Raw genomic sequence first — 18,968 nt, forward strand, 5'->3', positions numbered from 1 at the left:
CGACCGGGCCAGAACGCGAACCGCAAGCCTTTCAGGTCACGGCTCCGAGTTGCCGCTCATGCTGCAGCGATGCCGCCGACCGTGTCAAGCTTGCCGCGGCGACGGCGTTTTGCAGCGCAGAGTCCTGTGCCGCTATGTGAAGGAAATCGGGTGCGAGGGCGCAAACCCCCTAGTTGTGCGGGGAGCCTCTTTCTGCCGTTGTGATAGTTTTCCCTCTTGGTATGATTTTTAAAGGGAGGGCGAAGATGGCCGGCACATTCTCCACCGCTGACATGGATGCGATCAAACAGCAGCACGAGGAATGGTGTCGTGCGAACGAGACCGATCCCAACAGTCCCGCAGGAATAGAGAAGGCCATGCAGATGCTGGCGAACTATGGCGGCAGTGCCAGCCGGCAACCGCCGGTGCAACCGGAGGCGGGGCGTGCCAAGGCGCGCGCCTGATCGCTGCGTAACCCAAATTCCCCGGCGGTCCGCGTCCCGTCTTCGATAGCGTCGGAGGAGGGCGCCGGGCGGTGGTCGGCCGCGCTCTGCAAGGGGGCTCGGCGAGATTTTCCGCGCTCGCGATCAGGCGCCGCTTCCAATCGGTTGGGGATCGTACGTCAAATGCTCAGGCGTTCGCTCAGAGATTTTCCTTGAGGAGGACCTCAATGCGAATCTTGTCCTGTGCCGCGTGCGGTTCGCGCAAATCGGTCCGCGCGCGCATGATGCGTATGGCGCTGCGCACGGCGTGGCCAGGGTCCTGGGCAATGACGGCGTCAATGTTCCCATCGCGCAGACCACGTTCGCTGAAGGGGGTGCGTTCGTGGACGACGACCGTGATCTTTTGCAGATCGGTGAAGGATGCCGCGCCCTCAAGCGGAATCCTGGCCTCGGAACTGAGCACGTAGATTGCTGCAACCTCCTGATTGTTTTCCAGAACGCGCTGGAGGATCTGGCTTGCCCTGCGGGCATCGCCATGCGTCTCGATCGAGGGAAGGCACTGCAGGTGGGAGAACTGTGAATTGACGACGTCGTCGAAGCCAAGGCGGCGTTCGATGCTGTCCAAAGACTGCATCGTCTCGGCCACGATCAGCACCTTCCCGGCTCTCTGGCCGACAAATCGACCGATGATCTTGGCCGCCGTCGCGCCGGCGGCATAGTTGTCCACGCCCACGAAATCGGCAGTCGGGAGCTTTTCCTGCCCGGAAAGGAACTGCACGAACTTGACCCCGCGCTCGATCAGGCGACCGATCGCGTCGCGGACCTGCGGCGATTCCGGCGCCATCATCGCGATCCCGTCGAATTCGTTCTCGTCTATTGCGGCGAGGTATTTTGCGACCCTGTGCGGGTCGTCGATCGCAATCTGGACGACGTCGAGGTCGACGAGGTCGCCCTTCATGTTCAGCCGCGCCTCCTCGACCCGATGGAGGAGTTCTGCCAGGTAGAGATCGCCACTGGTGGGCAGCACGAAGCGGAACCTGTAGCTCTTGTTGCGGGCAAGGCTGACGGCGGCCGGATTTCGAATAAATCCAATGCGCTCAATGGCTTCGTTGACTTTCCGAACAGCCTTCGGGCTGACATTCGGCCTGTCGTTCAGCACGCGGTCTACGGTTGCGAGGCTCAACCCCGCTGCCTCAGCAAGATCTTTGGCTGTTGGCCGCATGCGGAACTCCCAGTGTCTGTCTTCCGCAATTTACTCCAACAAAACCGACGCGAAATCAAGAATTGATGTGCGCACCTCAAAAATCGCTTGCGTTGAGGTGCGCACCTCAGTTATGAATCCTTCAGCGAAAACGCAGGCTCCGAATGCGGCCGCGCAAACCGCTAGTGCCAAGAGGATTTACGGTGCGCCAATCGCCCGCCACGGGCGTTTTCCTTCTGATGGAGGTCGGAAGGTACAAGGGAGGGAACCCAATGATGAAGCAGATGCTGTTGAGCTCCACAGTCGTGATCGGAGCGTATTTCGCCGTTTCGGGTGCCGCCGGCACACAGGCCTCGGCGGCCGAGCTGACCCTTTGCTGGGCCGCCTGGGATCCGGCCAACGCGCTGGTCGAACTCAGCAAGGACTTCGAGGCCAAGAGTGGCAACACGATGAAGTTCGAGTTCGTGCCGTGGCCGAATTTCGCCGACCGGATGCTGAACGAGCTGAACTCGGGCGGTAAGCTGTGCGATCTCATGATCGGCGACAGCCAGTGGATCGGCGGTGCTGCCGAAAACGGCCAGTACATCAAGCTCAATGATTTCTTCGACAAGGAAGGGATCAAGATGGCGGACTTCATTCCGGCAACCGTCATCGGCTACGCGGAATGGCCGAAGAATTCCCCGAACTACTGGGCGCTGCCGGCGTTCGGCGACGTGGTTGGCTGGACCTATCGCAAGGACTGGTTCTCGCGCCCCGAACTCCAGGCCGAGTTCAAGCAGAAATATGGCCGGGATCTGGCCGTGCCGAAGACCTTTGCCGAGCTCAAGGACATCGCCGAGTTCTTCCAGAAGCGACAGATCGACGGCAAGACCGTCTATGGTGCTGCCATCTATACGGAACGAGGCTCTGAAGGCATCACCATGGGCGTCATGGACGTGCTCTACAGCTTCGGCTTCGAGTACGGAAATCCGAAGAAGGCCTATGAACTCGACGGCTTCGTCAACTCGGCGGATGCGGTCAAGGGCCTGGAATTCTACAAGGCGCTCTATGATTGCTGCACACCGCCGGGCCATTCCGACGCCTACATGTCGGAGGATATCGACGCCTACAAGTCCGGCCAGGTCGCCCTTCAGATGAACTTTGCCTTCACCTGGCCCGGCATTCATGCCGACGCCAATGTCGGCGGCGACAAGTCCGGCTACTTCCCCAATCCCGCCGGCCCGACCGGCGTCCAGTTCGCCCAGCTCGGAGGTCAGGGCATTTCGGTCGTTGCCGCGTCCGACAAGCAGAAGGAAGCGCTTGATTACATCAAGTGGTTCGCGCAGCCTGAAATCCAGAAAAAGTGGTGGGCACTCGGCGGCTATTCGGCGCTGCGCTCGGTGGTCGAGGATCCGGGCTTCGCCACGAGCCAACCCTATGCGCAGACCTTCCTCGATTCGATGGCAATCGTGAAGGACTTCTGGGCCGAGCCTTCCTACGCCTCGCTGCTCCAGGCTTCGCAGAAGCGCTTCCACGACTACGTGGTCGCCAACCAGGGCACGGCGAAGGATGCGCTCGACGGTCTTTCGGAGGACTGGAAGGATATCTTCGAAGACGAAGGCAAGTACTGACGCAAACAACCGCCGCCTCCCGGCGGAAGCGTCCATGCGGGGCCGGCCGGCCGATCTGTCGTGCCGGCCCCGCATGCCAAATCGTCAATGCCTTAGGGGAATACCATGCTCCATTCTTCGATCGATCGCGCCGCGCACGCGACGCCGCCCGTGCTTACACGGCGGATCAGAGGGCTGTCGGACCGCGCGATCGCCTGGATTTTCGTTGCGCCGTCCATCGTGCTGCTGCTTGCGATCAACATCTTTCCGCTGATCTGGACGGTTCGGCTGAGCTTCACCAATTTTCGCGTGAACCGGCCGAACGAGGCGGTTCAGTTCGTCGGCTTGCGCAACTACCTGAACATCCTGAGCGACAAGGATATCTGGCTGACGATGCAGGCGACGGCCCACTTCCTGATCTGGACGATCGTCCTGCAGGTGCTGATCGGCTTCGCTCTCGCCTATCTCATCAACAAGAAGTTCCGCGGCAACGATCTGTGGACGACCATCATCGTGCTGCCGATGATGCTGAGCCCCGCGGTCGTCGGAAACTTCTGGACCTTTCTCTACCAGCCGCAGATCGGTCTCTTCAACTACGCGGTCGGGTTCCTGACCGGAGCGGACCCGTCCAGCTTCTCGATGATCGGCGACACCACGCTTGCGCCCTGGGCGATCATCATCGTCGACACCTGGATGTGGACGCCGTTCGTGATGCTCATCTGCCTCGCCGGCCTGCGCTCCATACCCAGCAGCATCTACGAGGCGGCGGAATGCGACCGGGCCAGCAGCTGGCGCCAGTTCTGGACGATCACCATCCCGATGGTGCTGCCGTTCCTGATGCTGGCGATCCTCTTTCGCGGCATCGAAAACTTCAAGATGTTCGATCTGGTCGTGCAGCTGACCGGCGGGGGACCGGGTTCGATCACGGAGCTGACGTCGATCAATCTGAAGCGCGAAGCCTTCGAGAAATGGCGCACCGGCTACGCATCCGCCTACGCCGTGATCCTCTTCGTCACCGTGTTCGGCCTCGCGTCGATCTACGTCAAAGCACTCAACAAGGTGAAGCAGAGATGAGCAGCTATTCTGTAACGGAGCCATCCGCGCGGCAGAAGTGGTTCGCAGGCACCCTGGTCGTGCTCTATGCGGTGATCACCATTCTCCCGCTGCTGTGGATCATCGGAACGGGTTTCAAGTCGCCATCGGACGCGATCGCCTATCCGCCAAAGACATTCTTCGAGCCGACGCTCGAAGGCTACGTGAACCTCTTCACGACGCGCACCCGCGTCACCGAAGAGCAGTTGAAGGAGATGGGCGAACCGAAGACCTGGTACGAACGGCTCGTGCGCAAGGATGGGCTGATCATCGCCGGCCCGTCGCGCTTCCCCGAGCGGTTCTACAATTCCGTCATCATCGGTTTCGGCTCGACGGTGCTGTGCATCGTGCTTGGAACTGCGGCCGCCTACGCGTTCTCGCGCTTCAAGGTGCCGCTCAAGGACGACCTGCTGTTCTTCATTCTGTCGACCCGGATGATGCCGCCGATCGCGGTCGCCATTCCGATCTTCCTGATGTTCCGCTCGCTCGGGCTGAACGACACCCATGCCGGCATGATCCTGCTTTATACGGCGGTGAACCTGTCGCTCTCGGTCTGGCTGCTCAAGGGCTTCATCGACGAGATCCCGATCGAGTATGAGGAGGCCGCGCTGATCGACGGCTACACACGCTTCCAGGCCTTCTACAAGGTGGTCCTGCCCCAGGCGGCGACCGGCATCGCGTCGACGGCCATCTTCTGCCTGATCTTCGCCTGGAACGAATACGCCTTCGCCGTGCTGCTCACATCGGGCACTGCCCAGACGGCACCGCCCTTCATTCCGACGATCATCGGCGTCGGCGGCCAGGACTGGCCGGCCGTGGCGGCCGGTGCGACCCTCTTCCTCGTCCCCGTGATGGTGTTCACGATCCTGCTTCGCAAGCATCTGCTGCGCGGCATCACCTTCGGAGCGGTCAGAAAATGACAGTCTTTCTCAACCAGTTGCTGCGCCTTCGGCGTGGCGCGTGGGAGATGGTGGCATCGATCCTGATCGCGCTCGGCGTGGTCATGTTGATGCAGCCGTTCTCGCTCACGCTCTATTCCTTCTCCTTCCTCGTGACGCTGTTTGGAACGGTCATGTTCATCATCGTCAGCCATTTTCCGGAGTGACCGATGGCACAGATCAGAATTGAAAATGTGCGCAAGGAGTTCGGGGCGTTCACGGCGGTCCAGTCTTCGAGCTTCACGGTGGAAGACGGCGAGTTCTTCATGCTGCTCGGCCCATCCGGATGCGGCAAGACGACGACGCTTCGCATGATGGCGGGATTGGAACTGCCGACGAGCGGCCAGATCTATATCGGAGGCGAGGAGGTTGGCATGAAGCGGGCGAGGGAGCGCGATATCGCCTTCGTCTTCCAGATGTTCGCCCTCTATCCGCACATGAACGTGCGCAAGAACATCTCCTATCCGCTCGTCAGCCAGGGCATGAAAAAGGCGGATGTCGCCGCGCGCGTCGCCGAGGTGGCAAGGATACTCAGAATCGAGGGCATCCTCGACAAGCCGGTCGGCGGGCTGTCGGGCGGCGACCGCCAGCGTGTTGCGCTCGGCCGGGCGATCGTGCGCAACCCGAAGGCCTTTTTCATGGACGAGCCGCTCGGAGCCCTCGACGCCGAGTTCCGCGAACACATGGCGGGGGAACTGCGGGCGCTGCACGACCGCATGGGAGCGACCACCGTCTATGTGACACACGACCAGTTGGAAGCGATGCAGATGGGCGACAAGATCGTCGTCATGAACCACGGCGTCATCGAGCAGTTCGGTCGGCCGCAGCAGATCTACGACTGGCCGGCGACGAAGTTCGTCGCCAAGTTCATCGGCTCCCCGTCCATGAATTTTCTGGAGTTCGAGGGCATGATCGGTGTCGGCGGCGACAGCATTGATCTCGGTGGGAAAAAGGTCACGGTTCCGGCGTCGCGTGAGGGCAGGGCCGGCACGCTGTCGCTCGGTGTGCGTCCCGAGCACGTCCGTTTCGTCGACGACTCCAGCTATAGGGGCCGCGTGATCGCCGTCGAATATCTCGGCACGACGCAGATTGTCACGATCGACACGCCCAACGGCGAGATCAAGGCGCGCACGCCCTCCAGTCAGGCGGCACGCACCGACGAGCTTGTCGGTCTCGATTTCAACGCGCGGACCTTGACGCTCTTCAATGCGGAGACGGGCCGTGCTCTCGTTTCCGAAGCCAATGAGGGAGTGCAGCGCCGTGGCTGAAGTCATCTTGAGAAACGTGACGAAGACATTCGGCTCTCACGCGGCGCTGGACGATGTCTCGATGACGATCCCGGACGGATCGTTCGTCGTGCTTCTCGGTCCGACGGGCGCCGGAAAGACGACGACGTTGCGCATGGTCTCGGGGCTCGATACGCCCGATAGCGGCGAGATCTTTATCGGCGGGATGTCCATGCAAGGACTGACGCCGGCGCAGCGCAACGTGGCGATGGTCTTCCAGCAATATTCGCTCTATCCGCATCTGTCGGTTCGGCAAAACCTGGAGTTTCCGCTAAAATCTCCGCTTCTGAAAACGCCGCAGAAGGCGATCGATGAAAAGGTGAATGCGATCGCGGAGATCCTCCAGATCTCGCACAAGCTCGACAACAAGGCGACGGCGCTGTCGGGCGGCGAGATGCAGCGTGTGTCGATCGGTAGGGCGCTTGTCAGAAACCCGCAGATCTACCTGATGGACGAGCCCTTGAGTTCGCTCGACGCGAAGCTTCGCGCCGACCTGCGCGTGGAACTGAAAAACATCCAGGCGAAGTCCGGCGCGACGCTTCTCTACGTCACCCACGACCAGATCGAAGCGATGACCATGGCAACACATATCGGCGTGCTCGAAGAGGGCAGGCTGGTTCAGTTCGGTTCGCCGAGAGAGGTCTATGAGGCCCCCGTCAGCGTCTATGCCGCGACCCGTCTCGGCCAGCCGCGCATCAACGTCCTGCCTGCCAGGCTCTTTGCGGGTTCGCCCGATAGGGCGCAATCGATCGGCCTTCGCCCCGAAAACATCGTCCAGGGAGCCGGAGAGGATGCGCTCGTGACGCGCGTCGAACATCTGGGCGACCAGACGCGCCTCCATCTCTCGTTCAAGCAACACGCCCTCGTGACGGTCACGGATCCCCACACCGGGTTCCGCGGCGGTGAGACCATCAAGATCCAGCCAAGCAAGCCGCTCTTCTTCGACGCGGCCGGAATGCGCATCGCTTAGGAGGCGAACATGAATCAGTTTATCAACCGCAAGGAAAATGCGGTTACGGAAGCGATCGACGGGGTCCTTGCCGCATCCGGCGGCGCGCTCAGCCGCCTCGACGGATATCCGCACATCCGCGTCGTCCTGCGCTCGGACTGGGACAAGAGCAAGGTCGCGCTCGTTTCCGGTGGCGGGTCGGGACACGAGCCCGCGCATATCGGCTTCGTCGGCAAGGGCATGCTGACGGCCGCAGTCTGCGGCGACGTCTTCGCATCGCCGAGCGTGGACGCGATCCTCGCCGGCATCCTGGCGGTGACGGGGCCAGCCGGCTGCCTGCTGATCGTCAAGAACTATACCGGCGACCGGCTGAACTTCGGCCTGGCGGCGGAACGCGCGCGTGCCTACGGCTTCAATGTCAGCATGGTCATCGTCGACGACGACATCGCATTGCCGGACCTTCCGCAGGCGCGCGGCGTTGCCGGCACGCTCTTCGTCCACAAGATCGCAGGCGCCCTCGCAGAAAGCGGAGCGGACCTCGATACGATCGCCAGCGCGGCGCGCAAGGTCATACAGGGCACGAGCACCATCGGCATGTCGCTCGATACCTGCACCGTGCCGGGCTCGCCGAAGGAGCACCGCATCCCCGAAGGGCATGCGGAACTCGGGCTCGGAATTCATGGCGAAGCCGGCGTCGAGCAGATTGTCCACTCGGACGCGAGAAGCGCGGTTGCCGCCATGGTCGAGCGGCTGCAGGCGGCGATGGAAGACAAGCCGCACGTGGCGCTCGTCAACAACCTCGGCGGGACGTCGATCCTGGAAATGTCGATCCTCATGCACGAACTCGCCCAGTCGTCGATCGCCGACCGGATCGTGCATCTGGTCGGACCCGCGCTGATGATGACGTCGCTGGACATGCGCGGCTTTTCCATCTCGGTCTATCCCGCCGACAAGGTCGAGCTGGAGCTGCTGTCCCGGCCCGTAGCGCTCCCGGCCTGGCCGGGCGTAACTGCCGTCAAGCCTGTTGCCGTTCTCGCACTGCCTGACGGTCTGACGCCGATCGCGCCTTTGCCTTCACGACACGACGCGACGCGGCTGTTTCTGCTTGCCTGCTGCAACCTGCTGATCGATGCGGAAAAGGATTTGAACGCGCTCGATGCCAAGTCCGGAGACGGAGACACCGGCTCGACGCTTGCCGGCGCCGCGCGGGCCCTCATCCAGGCGCTGGATCGTCTGCCGCTCTCCGACCATACGCAGCTCTTCCGCGCCATCGGGCAGGAGCTGAGCCAGACGATGGGCGGTTCTTCCGGCGTGCTTCTTGCGATCTTCTTCGCGGCCGCCGGGGATGGCGCCTCGAGCGGCCTTTCCATACGCGAGGCGCTGAAAGCCGGGTTGGCGCGCATGCAGGAAATCGGAGGCGCCCGGACCGGCGATCGCACGATGGTCGACGCCCTTTCCCCGGCGCTCGATGCGCTCGACGCGAGCATCGGCGCGGCCGCGAAGGCCGCGCGCGACGGGGCGAATCTGACGGCGACGCTGGTGCGGGCAAGGGCAGGGCGTGCCGCCTACATCAATGCCAAGCAGCTCGAAGGGCACATCGACCCCGGCGCCGAAGCGGTCGCCCGGCTGTTCGAACACCTGGCCCGGCATCCGGATATGCTTCAGCGCCAACCGGAGGGAGCCGTCGCCGGCTGACGGTGACTGAAGCATTGCCCAGACGACAAAACGCCCCGGAAAGCCGGGGCGTTTCGCGACGGGAGGTGTCGGGGCAGCCTGCGCTCAGAGCGCGCGGCTCTCGTATCCGGCCGCCTTCAGGGCGTCTGCGATCGGCCCTGCCGCTGCGGCGGTCTCGACGCTGACTTCCCGATTGCCGAGATCGACCTTGATCGTTGCCTGCGGGTCGACGCTCAGGATCGCCTTCTGGACGACGCCGGCGCAGTGGCCGCAGGTCATGTTGTCGATCTTGTAGTTCTGCATGCTTGTCTCCTTGGTTCGGTTGTGAGACAAACATGGCGTCTCCCACCGTTGGAAGGTCAAGAGGCCTTCAAGATATTTGTTCGCGGCATTTCCAGTCGCGCGAATGGTGGAAAATACCCCCGAGAGTGTAGGCCAGCGGCCTCTCAAATTCTCCGAAAAATTTGAAAGTCTTTCATTGCCGATCCCGGGAATGGACGGCTAGCGGTCTGCGTCCGGAAGTCGCACAATCCAAAGGCTGTGCAAGAGGCATTCGCGTCGTCCGAGAGAGGGCGGACGATCGCCAGCCGGCACGAAGCCTAAAGCGAAGCGATCGCTCCGGACTATCCGGACGTTCGAAATGCACTGATCGGGAACTGGAGGAGACGGTTTCCCGCTCACTGTCGTTCGGCTGCGTCGTGGTGACGCCGCCAAGGGAGGAAAGATGTTTGAACGACTATTCAAGCTGAAAGAGCATCAGACGACGGCGCGCACCGAGGTGATCGCCGGTATCACGACATTCCTGACGATGTCCTACATCATCTTCGTCAACCCCGACATCCTGTCGAGCACGGGCATGGATAGGGATGCCGTCTTCGTCGCAACCTGTATTGCCGCGGCACTCGGCTCTGCCGTCATGGCGCTCGTCGCCAACTGGCCGATCGGCATGGCGCCCGGCATGGGCCTCAACGCCTTCTTCGCCTTCACCGTGGTTGCGGCGCTTGGTTTCACCTGGCAGCAGGCGCTGGGCGCTGTCTTCATCTCGGGCGTGATCTTCCTGATCCTGACCGTGACGGGGGTCCGAAGCTGGCTGATTGCCGGCATTCCGCATTCGCTTCGAAGTGCGATCGCCACCGGTATCGGCCTCTTCCTCGGCATCATCGCCCTGAAGAACGCCGGCATCGTCGTCGACAACCCGGCAACGCTCGTCGGTCTCGGCGACCTCAAGCAGACCGGCCCGCTGCTCGCCATCCTCGGCTTCTTCGTGATTGCCGTGCTGGATTCACTCAAGGTTCGCGGCTCGATCCTGATCGGCATCCTGGTCGTCACCGTCCTGTCGATGATCCTCGGCGTCAGCGAGTTCAAGGGTATCGTCTCGGCACCGCCGAGCATTGCGCCGACCTTCCTGCAGCTCGACATCATGGGCGCTCTGCATGGCGGCCTGCTGCATGTCATCCTCGTCTTCGTGCTCGTCGAAGTCTTCGACGCGACCGGCACGCTGATCGGTGTCGCCAAGCGCGCCAAGCTGGTGGAAGAGGGCAAGCCGAACCGCCTCGGCCGTGCGCTTCTTGCCGACAGCACGGCGATCGTCGCCGGCTCGCTGATCGGCACCAGCAGCACGACCGCCTATGTCGAAAGCGCCTCGGGCGTCCAGGCTGGCGGCCGCACGGGCCTGACGGCACTCACCGTCTGCGTGCTCTTCCTCGCAGCGCTGTTCTTCTCGCCGCTCGCAGCCGCCGTTCCGTCCTATGCGACGGCTCCGGCCCTGCTTTACGTCGCCGGCCTGATGATGCGCGAACTGACCGAGGTTGACTGGGACGATCTGACGGAGGCCGCACCGGCCGCGCTCACGGCGCTTGCCATGCCCTTCACCTACTCGATCGCCAACGGTCTTGCCTTCGGCTTCGTCAGCTACGTCGTCTTGAAGGTCTGCACCGGCAAATGGAGCGTCATCCACCCGGCAACCCAGATCGTCGCTGCACTCTTCATCGTGCGCTTCGCGTTCTTTGCCGAGTAAACGAAATTGGCCGGGGCATCGCCGCCTCGGCCATCAGGACTTCCCCGTAAGTGCTGGCCGGAGCAACGAAATGTTGCTCCGGCCTTTTTCTGGTTCGTCTTTAGTATTGTCCGGCCGGCAGATGCACGATAAGGCCGTCCATCTCCGCCGAGACCGTGATCTGACAGCTGAGCCGACTGCGCTCGTTCGGATTGACCACGCATTCGATCATGTCCTGCTCCTGGAATTCGGGTGCCGGCAAACGGTCGCTCCATTCGCCGTCGATGTAACAGTGGCAGGTGCCGCAGGCGCAGGAGCCGCCGCATTCGGCAGCTATGGCGTCGATACCGTTCTGGACGGCGGCCGACATCAGCGACTGGCCGATCTCCGCCTGGACTTCCTTCGTCGTGCCGTCCGCGTCGATGAAGACGATCTTGGGCATGGGTATTCTCCGATTGCGTATGTTGGTGTCTGGGATTTTGGATCAAGCGTGCCGGAGCGCGATCTTGAGCTTCTTGGGCCCACGGACGGACAGGCCGCGCTTGTATTCCGGCGCCGGGTCGACGAGCTCGATGGTCGGGAAGCGGCGAAGCAGGGTGCTGAAGATGATATCCATGTCGAGGCGCGCGAGGTGGTTGCCGAGACAGAAATGCACGCCGCCGCCAAAGGCCAGATGCCGATTGGGCGTGCGGCCGATGTCGAAGGTGTCGGCATTTTCGAACTGCTTGGGGTCACGGTTGGCGGCGCCATAGAGCAGGCCGAACTTGGTGCCGCGCTCGAAGCGACGGCCGAAGATCTCGACGTCATCGACGCAATGGCGATGGAAGAACGGCAGCGGCGACTCGTAGCGGAACATCTCCTGCACGCCGGTCTGGATCAGGCCGGGATCCTGCCGAAGACGCGCCATCTGTTCCGGGAAGCGCAAGAGCGCATGCATGCCGCTGCCGAGCACGTCGATCGTCGAGCCGTGGCCGGCCATCAGGATCAGCATGCAGGTCGAAATGAATTCGTCGAAGTTCATCGCACCCGAACGCTCCGCCTCGATCAGCACCGAGATGAGATCGTCCTTCGGCGCCCGCTCGCGCTCGGCCTTCAGCGCTGTCAGATATTCGTAGAACTCGGTGGTGTTGCGCTCGGCGATTTCCTTGCGCGCGTCGGAACGGTCGACGTCGAAGAACTGCACGATGTTTTCCGACCAGATGCGCAGCTGCGGACAGTCCTCATCCGGCACGCCGAGCAGGCGGCCGATGATATGGCCGGGAACATGGGCGGCGAGGTCGTCGACGAAGTCGATTTCGCCACGATCGGCGAGACTGTCGATCAGCCGGTCGACATAGGCCTGGATCTGCTCGCGCAGCTTGGCGATCATGGCCGGCGTAAACAGCTTGAACACCTGCTTGCGCAGCCGGTCATGCACCGCGCCGTCGCTGTCGAGCAGGCTGAACTGCACGAAACGTTCGTGGTGCGGCATGTCGTGCCAGTTGGCGGCGCGCTGCAGTTTTGAGAGCTCTTCCTTCGTCGCGATGTCCTCGAGCGAGCGCACCATGCGCTTGTCCATGACGATGGCGGACACGTCCTCGAAACGCGAGGCGAGCCAGATGTCGAAATCCGCAAAGTAATGCAGACCTTCCTCTTCGCGCAGCGTCCGGTAGGTCGGATAGGGATCGCGGGCAAACTCCGGCGACAGCGGCGCGAAGGTGAAATTGGCTGCATCGCCGTTCGGCGCGGCTTTGGTCATCGGTACACTCCGTGCATAAAGCTGCATGATAGCGTCACGGGCCCGTGTTGAGGAATAGTGGCCGATCGCAAGATGATGGACAAAACTCGCATCGCCTGTCAGGAAAAGCAGATGCAGAGCCTGAAAGAAGAGCTTTACTTCCATACGCCGGCGAAGTTCGCCGATGCCTTCCCCTATCTGGCGTTGGTTGCCGGAAGCCGAACGGCATGGCCGCAGGAAGCACCGATCCGCAAGCGCTTCCACCAGCACGTCTTCGTTTACACGATCGGCGGTTGTGGCTTGATCGAACTGCGTGACCAGCGTTTTCTCGCCGAAGCCGACAGCGTTGTCTGGCTGGATACGGCGCAGGCCTACGCGCACAGTTGTGCAGTGGAGAGTGAGAACTGGCGCTATCTCTGGATGGGGATCGAGGGGCACGGCCTCAATGCCCTCTATCAGTTTCTCGGGGTGCAGCAGCAGCCGCTCTTTCTGTCGAAGGACCCTCGGGCCGTGCGCGCAGCCTTCAAAGCCGTGATCGGATTTCTGGCCGAACGGTCGCCGGCAACCGATGCCCTTGCGAGCGCCGCGATTGCAGGGCTGATTGCCGACATGATCGCACCCCGCTTGAACGGCGCGGCGCCGGCTGGGGGCACAGCTGACGAAGGCCGTTTGCTCACGGTTCTCAAAGCCATGCGGGACGATCTTTCCCGCTCCTGGACGATCGACGACCTCGCCATGCGTGCGCGGCTCAGCCCGTCGCAGCTTTTTCGCCGCTTTCGCGACATGGTGGGGACGACGCCGATGGATTGGCTGCGCCACGAGCGCATCAACCAGGCAAAGCGCCTGCTGGTCGGACCCGATGCCAAGGTCTCGGCCGTGGCGGCCGAATGCGGCTATCCGGATCCCTATCATTTCTCGCGCGATTTCCGGCGGCTGACGGGGTACACGCCGACGAAGTTCAAGCGCGATGGCGGTTATTGACGCCACAGTCGTTTCATCCGATTTCGGCGGCCAGCGAGGCCCTGGCGCACCGATGAACCCGACCGGACGACCGGGTCATGCGTTCATTCATACGATCAGGAATGGCTCCTTGAAGAAATGCTCCTCCAGGTTCACACCTTCGCCGCCGCGATCGACGACCGCGAAGTCCGAGACGTCATCGAGCGGCGTCAGGATGCCGTGCCAGACATTGCGGGCGATGTTGACGCCCTGGCCCGGCGTGGTCCTGAAGGCGATCGGTTCGCTCGGCCCTTCTTCGGTCTCCTTGGAAACGACTATGAGAAACGGGTTGTCGCTCAAGGGAATGAAGGCCTGACTGCCGAGCGGGTGGCGCTCGACCATGGTCAGTTTCAGCGGCAGCGGATAGGGTACGCCGCGTACCAGGCTGATCATCGGCCGGGCCTTCTCGCCTGTTGTATCGATCTTGGCGAGATCGTGATAGCGGGTTGCCTTGCCCCCGTTGATGGGGAAGTTGTGGGCATTCTCGGTTTCAATCACGTCGCCGAACGGCGCAAAGGCCTCCCGGGTCAGTGGCTGTATGACGATCTCCTTCATGCGACGCTCCTCCGTGCAATGTTGATCGGGCTTCAAAAGTTCGATCGTTTCGCCTCCTCGGCGAAATGATCTAGATGCCGGCTTTCGCAATACGCCCGAAGACACGCAGCCGGCTGACGCCGCCATCGGGGAAGATGTTGAAACGCACATGGGTCACCGGACCCGAAGCCGCCAGTTCGTGCGCTTCGTAGGTATGGATGCTGTCGGCGGCGAGTTTCTGCGGCGGCAAGACCTCATGCCAGAACATCGACGAGGCCGTGACAGACGCGGCCAGTTCGCATGCAGCCGCTTCGAGGTCGGCGGCCTGCAGCGAACAGGCATCGGGGTAGTTGCCCTTGAAGTGGGCGGTATCGACCACGATCCGCTCGACCTCGCCGCGTGCAGCGAGCTTCACCACGATCCAGTCGTTGCCGGGTTCGCGGCGGCGACGGGTCTCCCAGCCATCGCCCATGTTGACGCCCCGTCCGGGCGCAAGCAGCCGCTGATGGCCGTAATGCCCGTTGGAATAGGCGACGATACGGCCGCCGAGGAGAGACGATGCAAGGTCGACCACCGCGTCGCCGATCGCCGCCCGGTCGAGGGCAGGCGTGCCAAAGACCTTGAGACGGGCGATGCCGCCGTCAGGATAGATGCGCAGGCGGACATGGCTCCAGACGGCCTCCGATCTGGCCTCGAAATGGTGCTGGGCGCTCGGGCCGAGAGATTGAGGGCAGATGACTTCCGTCCAGACCGTGTTCTCGTCCGGCCCCTCCGGCGCCAAGCAGGCGTCGATGGCGCAGGCGCTCGGATAGTTGCCGGTGAAATGGGCGGTATCGACCTCGAAGCCATGGATGCGTCCGCTCGTCGCGAGCGCCACGATCGCATGGTCGTTGCCGGGGCCGCGGCGTCGCCGCGTCTCCCAGCCGTCCATCCACTTGCCGTTCTCGTCATAGACCCCGGGATGATAGACCGGCGGCGCATCCTGCAGCATGCGCTCGAGCGGCGCGAAGAACTCGTCTGTCGCAAACACCGGCCTTGCGCCGAGACCGGCCGAGGCAAGGTTGATCGCGTTCCGCGCGAATTCGGGCGGGCTCACGCCGTCGGTCGTCATGACAAGGCCCTCAGCTCGGCAGCATGTCCTTGAGGCGCAGATAGGCAATGCGCTCCACCTGCCGGCAGGCCGTCTCGAACTCCGTCTCGCGATCGTTGCCGATCCGGCTTTCGAAGGCCGCCAGGATCTCGTCCTTGGTGCGCCCCTTGACCGCCATGATGAACGGGAACTTGAACTTGTCGACGTAAGACGCATTGAGCGTGGTGAAGCGCTCGCGCTCAGCATCGGTCAGCGCATCGAGACCGGCACCTGCCTGCTCGTTGGTCGAGCTTTCCGTCAGGCGTTTCGCCTGCGCCAGCTTGCCGGCGAGATCTGGGTGGGCGATCAGGACCGCGAGCCGTTCCTCCGCCGAGGCTTCGCGGAAGACGGCGGAGAGTGCTGCCGCAAGGCCGATCGCCGTGTCGTTGGCCGGCGAAAGCTCGCCCTGGAAAGCGCGCTTGGCAATCCACTTCGAATGCTCGAAGACACCGCCGAACTTGGCGACGAACGCCTCTTCGCCAAGCCGTGACGGGCGATCGTCCCAGGCCTTGTACGGGTAATTTTCGGCCCAGTAGCGGGCGATGTCGACGCGCTTGGCGAGCCAGACCTTTTCATGGCTCTGCACATAGTCGAGGAAGCGGGCGAGTGCCGCGGCGCGGCCGGGGCGGCCGACGAGGCGGCAGTGCAGCCCGATGCTCAGCATCTTCGGTGCACCGGCGGTGCCTTCGGCATAGAGCACGTCGAAGCTGTCCTTGAGGTAGCTGAAGAACTGGTCGCCGCTGTTGAAGCCCTGCGGGGTGGCAAAGCGCATGTCGTTGCTGTCGAGCGTATAGGGGATGACGAGCTGGTGGTGGCCGGCATGTTCATGCCAGTAGGGCAGGTCGTCGGCATAGGCGTCCGACACGTAGTCGAAGCCGCCGGCCTCGGTGACGAGGTCGAGCGTGTTGTCGGAGCAGCGGCCGGTGTACCAGCCGCGCGGGCGCTCGCCGGTGACAACAGTGTGCAGCCGGATCGCCTCGGCGATCTCCTGGCGCTCGCGCTCCGGTGAAAAGTCCTTGTGCTCGATCCATTTCAGGCCGTGCGAGGCGATTTCCCAGCCGGCGTCCTGCATGGCGGCGACCTGCTCGGGTGAGCGCTTCAGCGCTGTCGCGACGCCATAGACGGTCGCCGGCACGCCGCGCTCGGTAAACATGCGATGCAGCCGCCAGAAGCCGGCGCGCGCGCCATATTCGTAGATCGATTCCATGTTCCAGTGGCGCTGGCCCTGCCAGGCCTGCGCACCGACGATTTCCGACAGGAATGCTTCGGAAGCCGCGTCGCCATGCAGCACGCAGTTCTCTCCGCCTTCCTCGTAATTGATGACGAATTGCACGGCGATCCGCGCGCCGTCAGGCCATGTGATCTTGAAGTTCGGGCCGTGGCCGTGAAGATCGCGGGGGTATCTCATGAAAGCAGCTCCTCCAGACATTTTCGTCTCTGCATCCAATTTCTACCGGCATTTGTTTCGAGCCATTCCCCCCAAAAATTTTGAAAGTCTCGAATGATCCGGTCGCTACCGAGCAGGCTCAAATGCCGGAATACTGCGAGGTGGAAAGCTGACTTCGGGAGGAGCGAAAACTATGCAATCTCAGGGTGGAAACGCCGGCCGTCTGACGACGCACGTGCTGGATACGGCCAGCGGCAAACCGGCCGAAGGGCTGCGCATCGAGCTCTACCGGGTCGAAGGTGATCGCCAGACGCATATCAAATCCGTCAAGACCAATGACGACGGCCGCTGTGACGAGCCGCTCTTGAGCGGCGAGCGCATGCAGACCGGCACCTACGAGCTGCAGTTCCATGCGGGCGATTATCTCGGCGGCGCAGCCAAGCGCGGTGAAAACCCGTTCCTCGACGTGATCCCGATCCGCTTCGGTATCGATAACCAGGGCGCGCACTACCACGTGCCGCTGCTTCTCTCGCCCTATGGCTACTCCACCTACCGCGGGAGCTGAGCAATGACGATCCAGATCCGCAACACCATCCGCTTCATCCTGAACCATCGGCTGGTCGAACTCGCCGACGTTTCGCCGGTCCAGACGCTGCTCGATTTCCTGCGCATCGACCGCAATCTGAAGGGCACGAAGGAAGGCTGCGCCGAGGGCGACTGCGGCGCCTGCACGGTGCTCGTCGGCCGTCTGCTGGACGGCCAGCTCAAATACGAATCCGTCAATGCCTGCATCCGCTTCGTCGGCTCGCTCGACGGCTGTCATATTGTGACGGTGGATAGTCTGGCGCAGCCGGCAGGTCCCTTGCATCCGGTGCAGCAGGCGATGGTCGATACGCACGCCTCGCAATGCGGCTTCTGCACACCGGGCTTCGTGATGTCGCTTTATGGCCTCTGGATGGAAAACCCGAAGCCGTCGATTGCCGAAATCGAAAAGGCGCTGCAGGGTAATCTATGTCGCTGCACCGGCTATGCCGCGATCATCCGTGCGGCAGAAGCCATCTCGACGATCGGCGATGTCGGCAAGGATCCGCTGGTTGCCGAGCGTGACCGCATTGCCGGCGAATTGGCCGTCCTTCAGGATGGCCGCCGGGTGGAAATCGGCTCGGAGACGGAACGCTTCATTCTTCCAGGCTCGGTCGACGATTTCGCCGCCGTGCTCGAAGCCAACCCGAAGGCGACGATCGTCGCCGGTTCGACCGATGTCGGGCTCTGGGTGACGAAATTCATGCGCGATATCTCGCCGGTCATTCACCTGACCCATCTCGAAGAACTGCGCCGGATCACGGTCGATGCCGATGGCGTCACCCTTGGCGCCGGCGTCAGCTATGCCGAGGCCTACCCCGTTATCGTCGAACATTTCCCGGAACTGACGGAGCTTTGGGATCGCATCGGCGGCCAGCAGGTGCGCAATATGGGTACCGTCGGCGGCAACATCGCCAACGGCTCGCCGATCGGCGACACGCCGCCGGCGCTGATCGCACTTGGCGCCTCGATCACGCTGCGCAAGGGCGCTCGCCGCCGCACGGTCGTTCTCGAAGACTTCTTCATCGCCTACGGCAAGCAGGATCGTGAGCCCGGCGAATTCGTCGAAAGTGTGCGCATCCCCTTCGTTTCGGACAATGCGCGTGTCGCCGTCTACAAGGTGACGAAGCGTCTGGACGAGGACATCACTGCCGTCTGCGGCGGCTTCAACATCGCGTTTGACGCCGGCCGCGTGACAGACGCCGTGATCGCCTTTGGCGGTATGGCCGCTACACCGAAGCGCGCTGCTCATGTGGAGGCGGTGCTAAAAGGTGCCGAGTGGAATGAGGAGGCGGTGGAGCGCGCTGTCGCAGCCTTCGACAAGGACTTCACACCGCTCACCGACTGGCGCGCCTCGGCGGAATACCGCCAGTTGGTGGCGAAGAACCTGCTTCGCCGCTTTTATCTCGAAACGCAGTCGACTGGCGGCCAGCTCCGTCTCGACCGCACCATTGCTGTCGCGGTTTAAGGGAG

Annotated in this window: 19 protein-coding genes; 12 read left to right on the top strand and 7 right to left on the bottom strand. The window is 62.6% G+C overall.

Going from position 1 to position 18,968, the window contains the following annotated elements; genetic code table 11:
- The first annotated feature begins 245 nt into the window (after window positions 1–245).
- Entirely contained in the window at window positions 246–443 is a 198-nt protein-coding gene (locus C1A35_RS15440; protein WP_158665082.1) for a hypothetical protein, read from the top strand.
- Between the two features lie 178 nt (window positions 444–621).
- Here the strand turns inward: C1A35_RS15440 and C1A35_RS15445 are convergent, their stop codons facing one another.
- A complete protein-coding gene (locus tag C1A35_RS15445; protein ID WP_104665178.1) occupies window positions 622–1,644 on the bottom strand; it encodes a LacI family DNA-binding transcriptional regulator in 1,023 nt (340 codons plus the stop codon).
- Window positions 1,645–1,898: 254 nt separating this feature from the next.
- Between C1A35_RS15445 and C1A35_RS15450 the strand changes: the two genes are divergently transcribed.
- The 7 genes from C1A35_RS15450 (at window position 1,899) to C1A35_RS15480 (ending at window position 9,172) form a co-directional block, all read left to right on the top strand.
- The gene (locus C1A35_RS15450; RefSeq protein WP_199772953.1) at window positions 1,899–3,233 is read left to right on the top strand and encodes an ABC transporter substrate-binding protein; all 1,335 of its coding nucleotides are present in this window, start codon (window positions 1,899–1,901) and stop codon (window positions 3,231–3,233) included.
- A gap of 105 nt (window positions 3,234–3,338) precedes the next feature.
- On the top strand, window positions 3,339–4,286 hold the full coding sequence (locus tag C1A35_RS15455) for a carbohydrate ABC transporter permease (protein WP_104665179.1): 948 nt from the start codon (window positions 3,339–3,341) through the stop codon (window positions 4,284–4,286).
- Window positions 4,283–5,224, top strand: coding sequence for a carbohydrate ABC transporter permease (locus C1A35_RS15460; RefSeq protein ID WP_104665180.1), 942 nt, complete (start codon window positions 4,283–4,285; stop codon window positions 5,222–5,224). The genes C1A35_RS15455 and C1A35_RS15460 overlap by 4 nt, the downstream gene beginning before the upstream one ends.
- A complete protein-coding gene (locus C1A35_RS15465) occupies window positions 5,221–5,409 on the top strand; it encodes a hypothetical protein (RefSeq protein ID WP_104665181.1) in 189 nt (62 codons plus the stop codon). The genes C1A35_RS15460 and C1A35_RS15465 overlap by 4 nt, the downstream gene beginning before the upstream one ends.
- 3 nt (window positions 5,410–5,412) lie before the next feature.
- Window positions 5,413–6,510 (top strand): ABC transporter ATP-binding protein, encoded by a 1,098-nt coding sequence (locus C1A35_RS15470; protein ID WP_104665182.1) that lies wholly within the window; start codon window positions 5,413–5,415, stop codon window positions 6,508–6,510.
- Window positions 6,503–7,498: an ABC transporter ATP-binding protein gene (locus C1A35_RS15475; RefSeq protein ID WP_104665370.1), complete on the top strand. Its 996-nt coding sequence runs from the start codon at window positions 6,503–6,505 to the stop codon at window positions 7,496–7,498. The genes C1A35_RS15470 and C1A35_RS15475 overlap by 8 nt, the downstream gene beginning before the upstream one ends.
- Before the next feature lie 9 nt (window positions 7,499–7,507).
- Window positions 7,508–9,172 carry a dihydroxyacetone kinase subunit DhaK gene (locus C1A35_RS15480; RefSeq protein WP_104665183.1) on the top strand — a complete coding sequence of 555 codons (1,665 nt, stop codon included), beginning with the start codon at window positions 7,508–7,510 and terminating at the stop codon, window positions 9,170–9,172.
- Window positions 9,173–9,256: 84 nt separating this feature from the next.
- Here C1A35_RS15480 and C1A35_RS15485 read toward each other — a convergent pair whose 3' ends face one another.
- A complete protein-coding gene (locus C1A35_RS15485; RefSeq protein WP_034799336.1) occupies window positions 9,257–9,454 on the bottom strand; it encodes a heavy-metal-associated domain-containing protein in 198 nt (65 codons plus the stop codon).
- 421 nt (window positions 9,455–9,875) lie between these two features.
- Here C1A35_RS15485 and C1A35_RS15490 point away from each other — a divergent pair, with 421 nt between their 5' ends.
- Window positions 9,876–11,168, top strand: a complete 1,293-nt coding sequence (locus C1A35_RS15490; protein ID WP_104665184.1) for an NCS2 family permease — start codon at window positions 9,876–9,878, stop codon at window positions 11,166–11,168.
- A gap of 100 nt (window positions 11,169–11,268) precedes the next feature.
- Here C1A35_RS15490 and C1A35_RS15495 read toward each other — a convergent pair whose 3' ends face one another.
- Both C1A35_RS15495 and C1A35_RS15500 read right to left on the bottom strand, forming a co-directional pair.
- Window positions 11,269–11,589: a 2Fe-2S iron-sulfur cluster-binding protein gene (locus tag C1A35_RS15495; protein WP_104665185.1), complete on the bottom strand. Its 321-nt coding sequence runs from the start codon at window positions 11,587–11,589 to the stop codon at window positions 11,269–11,271.
- A 42-nt stretch (window positions 11,590–11,631) separates the two neighbouring features.
- Entirely contained in the window at window positions 11,632–12,885 is a 1,254-nt protein-coding gene (locus C1A35_RS15500) for a cytochrome P450 (protein WP_104665186.1), read from the bottom strand.
- Window positions 12,886–12,996: 111 nt separating this feature from the next.
- On the opposite strand from C1A35_RS15500, the gene C1A35_RS15505 reads away from it, so the two are divergent.
- A complete protein-coding gene (locus C1A35_RS15505; protein WP_158665083.1) occupies window positions 12,997–13,845 on the top strand; it encodes a helix-turn-helix transcriptional regulator in 849 nt (282 codons plus the stop codon).
- 87 nt (window positions 13,846–13,932) lie between these two features.
- Here C1A35_RS15505 and C1A35_RS15510 read toward each other — a convergent pair whose 3' ends face one another.
- The 3 genes from C1A35_RS15510 to puuE form a co-directional block, all read right to left on the bottom strand.
- The gene (locus C1A35_RS15510; protein ID WP_104665188.1) at window positions 13,933–14,418 is read right to left on the bottom strand and encodes an ureidoglycolate lyase; all 486 of its coding nucleotides are present in this window, start codon (window positions 14,416–14,418) and stop codon (window positions 13,933–13,935) included.
- A gap of 70 nt (window positions 14,419–14,488) precedes the next feature.
- Complete coding sequence (alc, locus tag C1A35_RS15515; protein ID WP_104665189.1) at window positions 14,489–15,508, bottom strand: allantoicase; 1,020 nt, start codon at window positions 15,506–15,508, stop codon at window positions 14,489–14,491.
- 10 nt (window positions 15,509–15,518) lie between these two features.
- A complete protein-coding gene (puuE, locus tag C1A35_RS15520; protein WP_104665190.1) occupies window positions 15,519–16,934 on the bottom strand; it encodes an allantoinase PuuE in 1,416 nt (471 codons plus the stop codon).
- A 172-nt stretch (window positions 16,935–17,106) separates the two neighbouring features.
- On the opposite strand from puuE, the gene uraH reads away from it, so the two are divergent.
- Together uraH and xdhA are read left to right on the top strand one after the other, a co-directional pair.
- Window positions 17,107–17,478 (top strand): hydroxyisourate hydrolase, encoded by a 372-nt coding sequence (uraH, locus tag C1A35_RS15525; protein WP_104665191.1) that lies wholly within the window; start codon window positions 17,107–17,109, stop codon window positions 17,476–17,478.
- A 3-nt stretch (window positions 17,479–17,481) separates the two neighbouring features.
- Window positions 17,482–18,963, top strand: a complete 1,482-nt coding sequence (xdhA, locus tag C1A35_RS15530) for a xanthine dehydrogenase small subunit (protein WP_104665192.1) — start codon at window positions 17,482–17,484, stop codon at window positions 18,961–18,963.
- Window positions 18,964–18,968: the final 5 nt, after the last annotated feature.

The organism is Ensifer adhaerens (assembly GCF_002940685.1).
GTDB classification, from domain to species: Bacteria; Pseudomonadota; Alphaproteobacteria; order Rhizobiales; family Rhizobiaceae; genus Ensifer; species Ensifer adhaerens_E.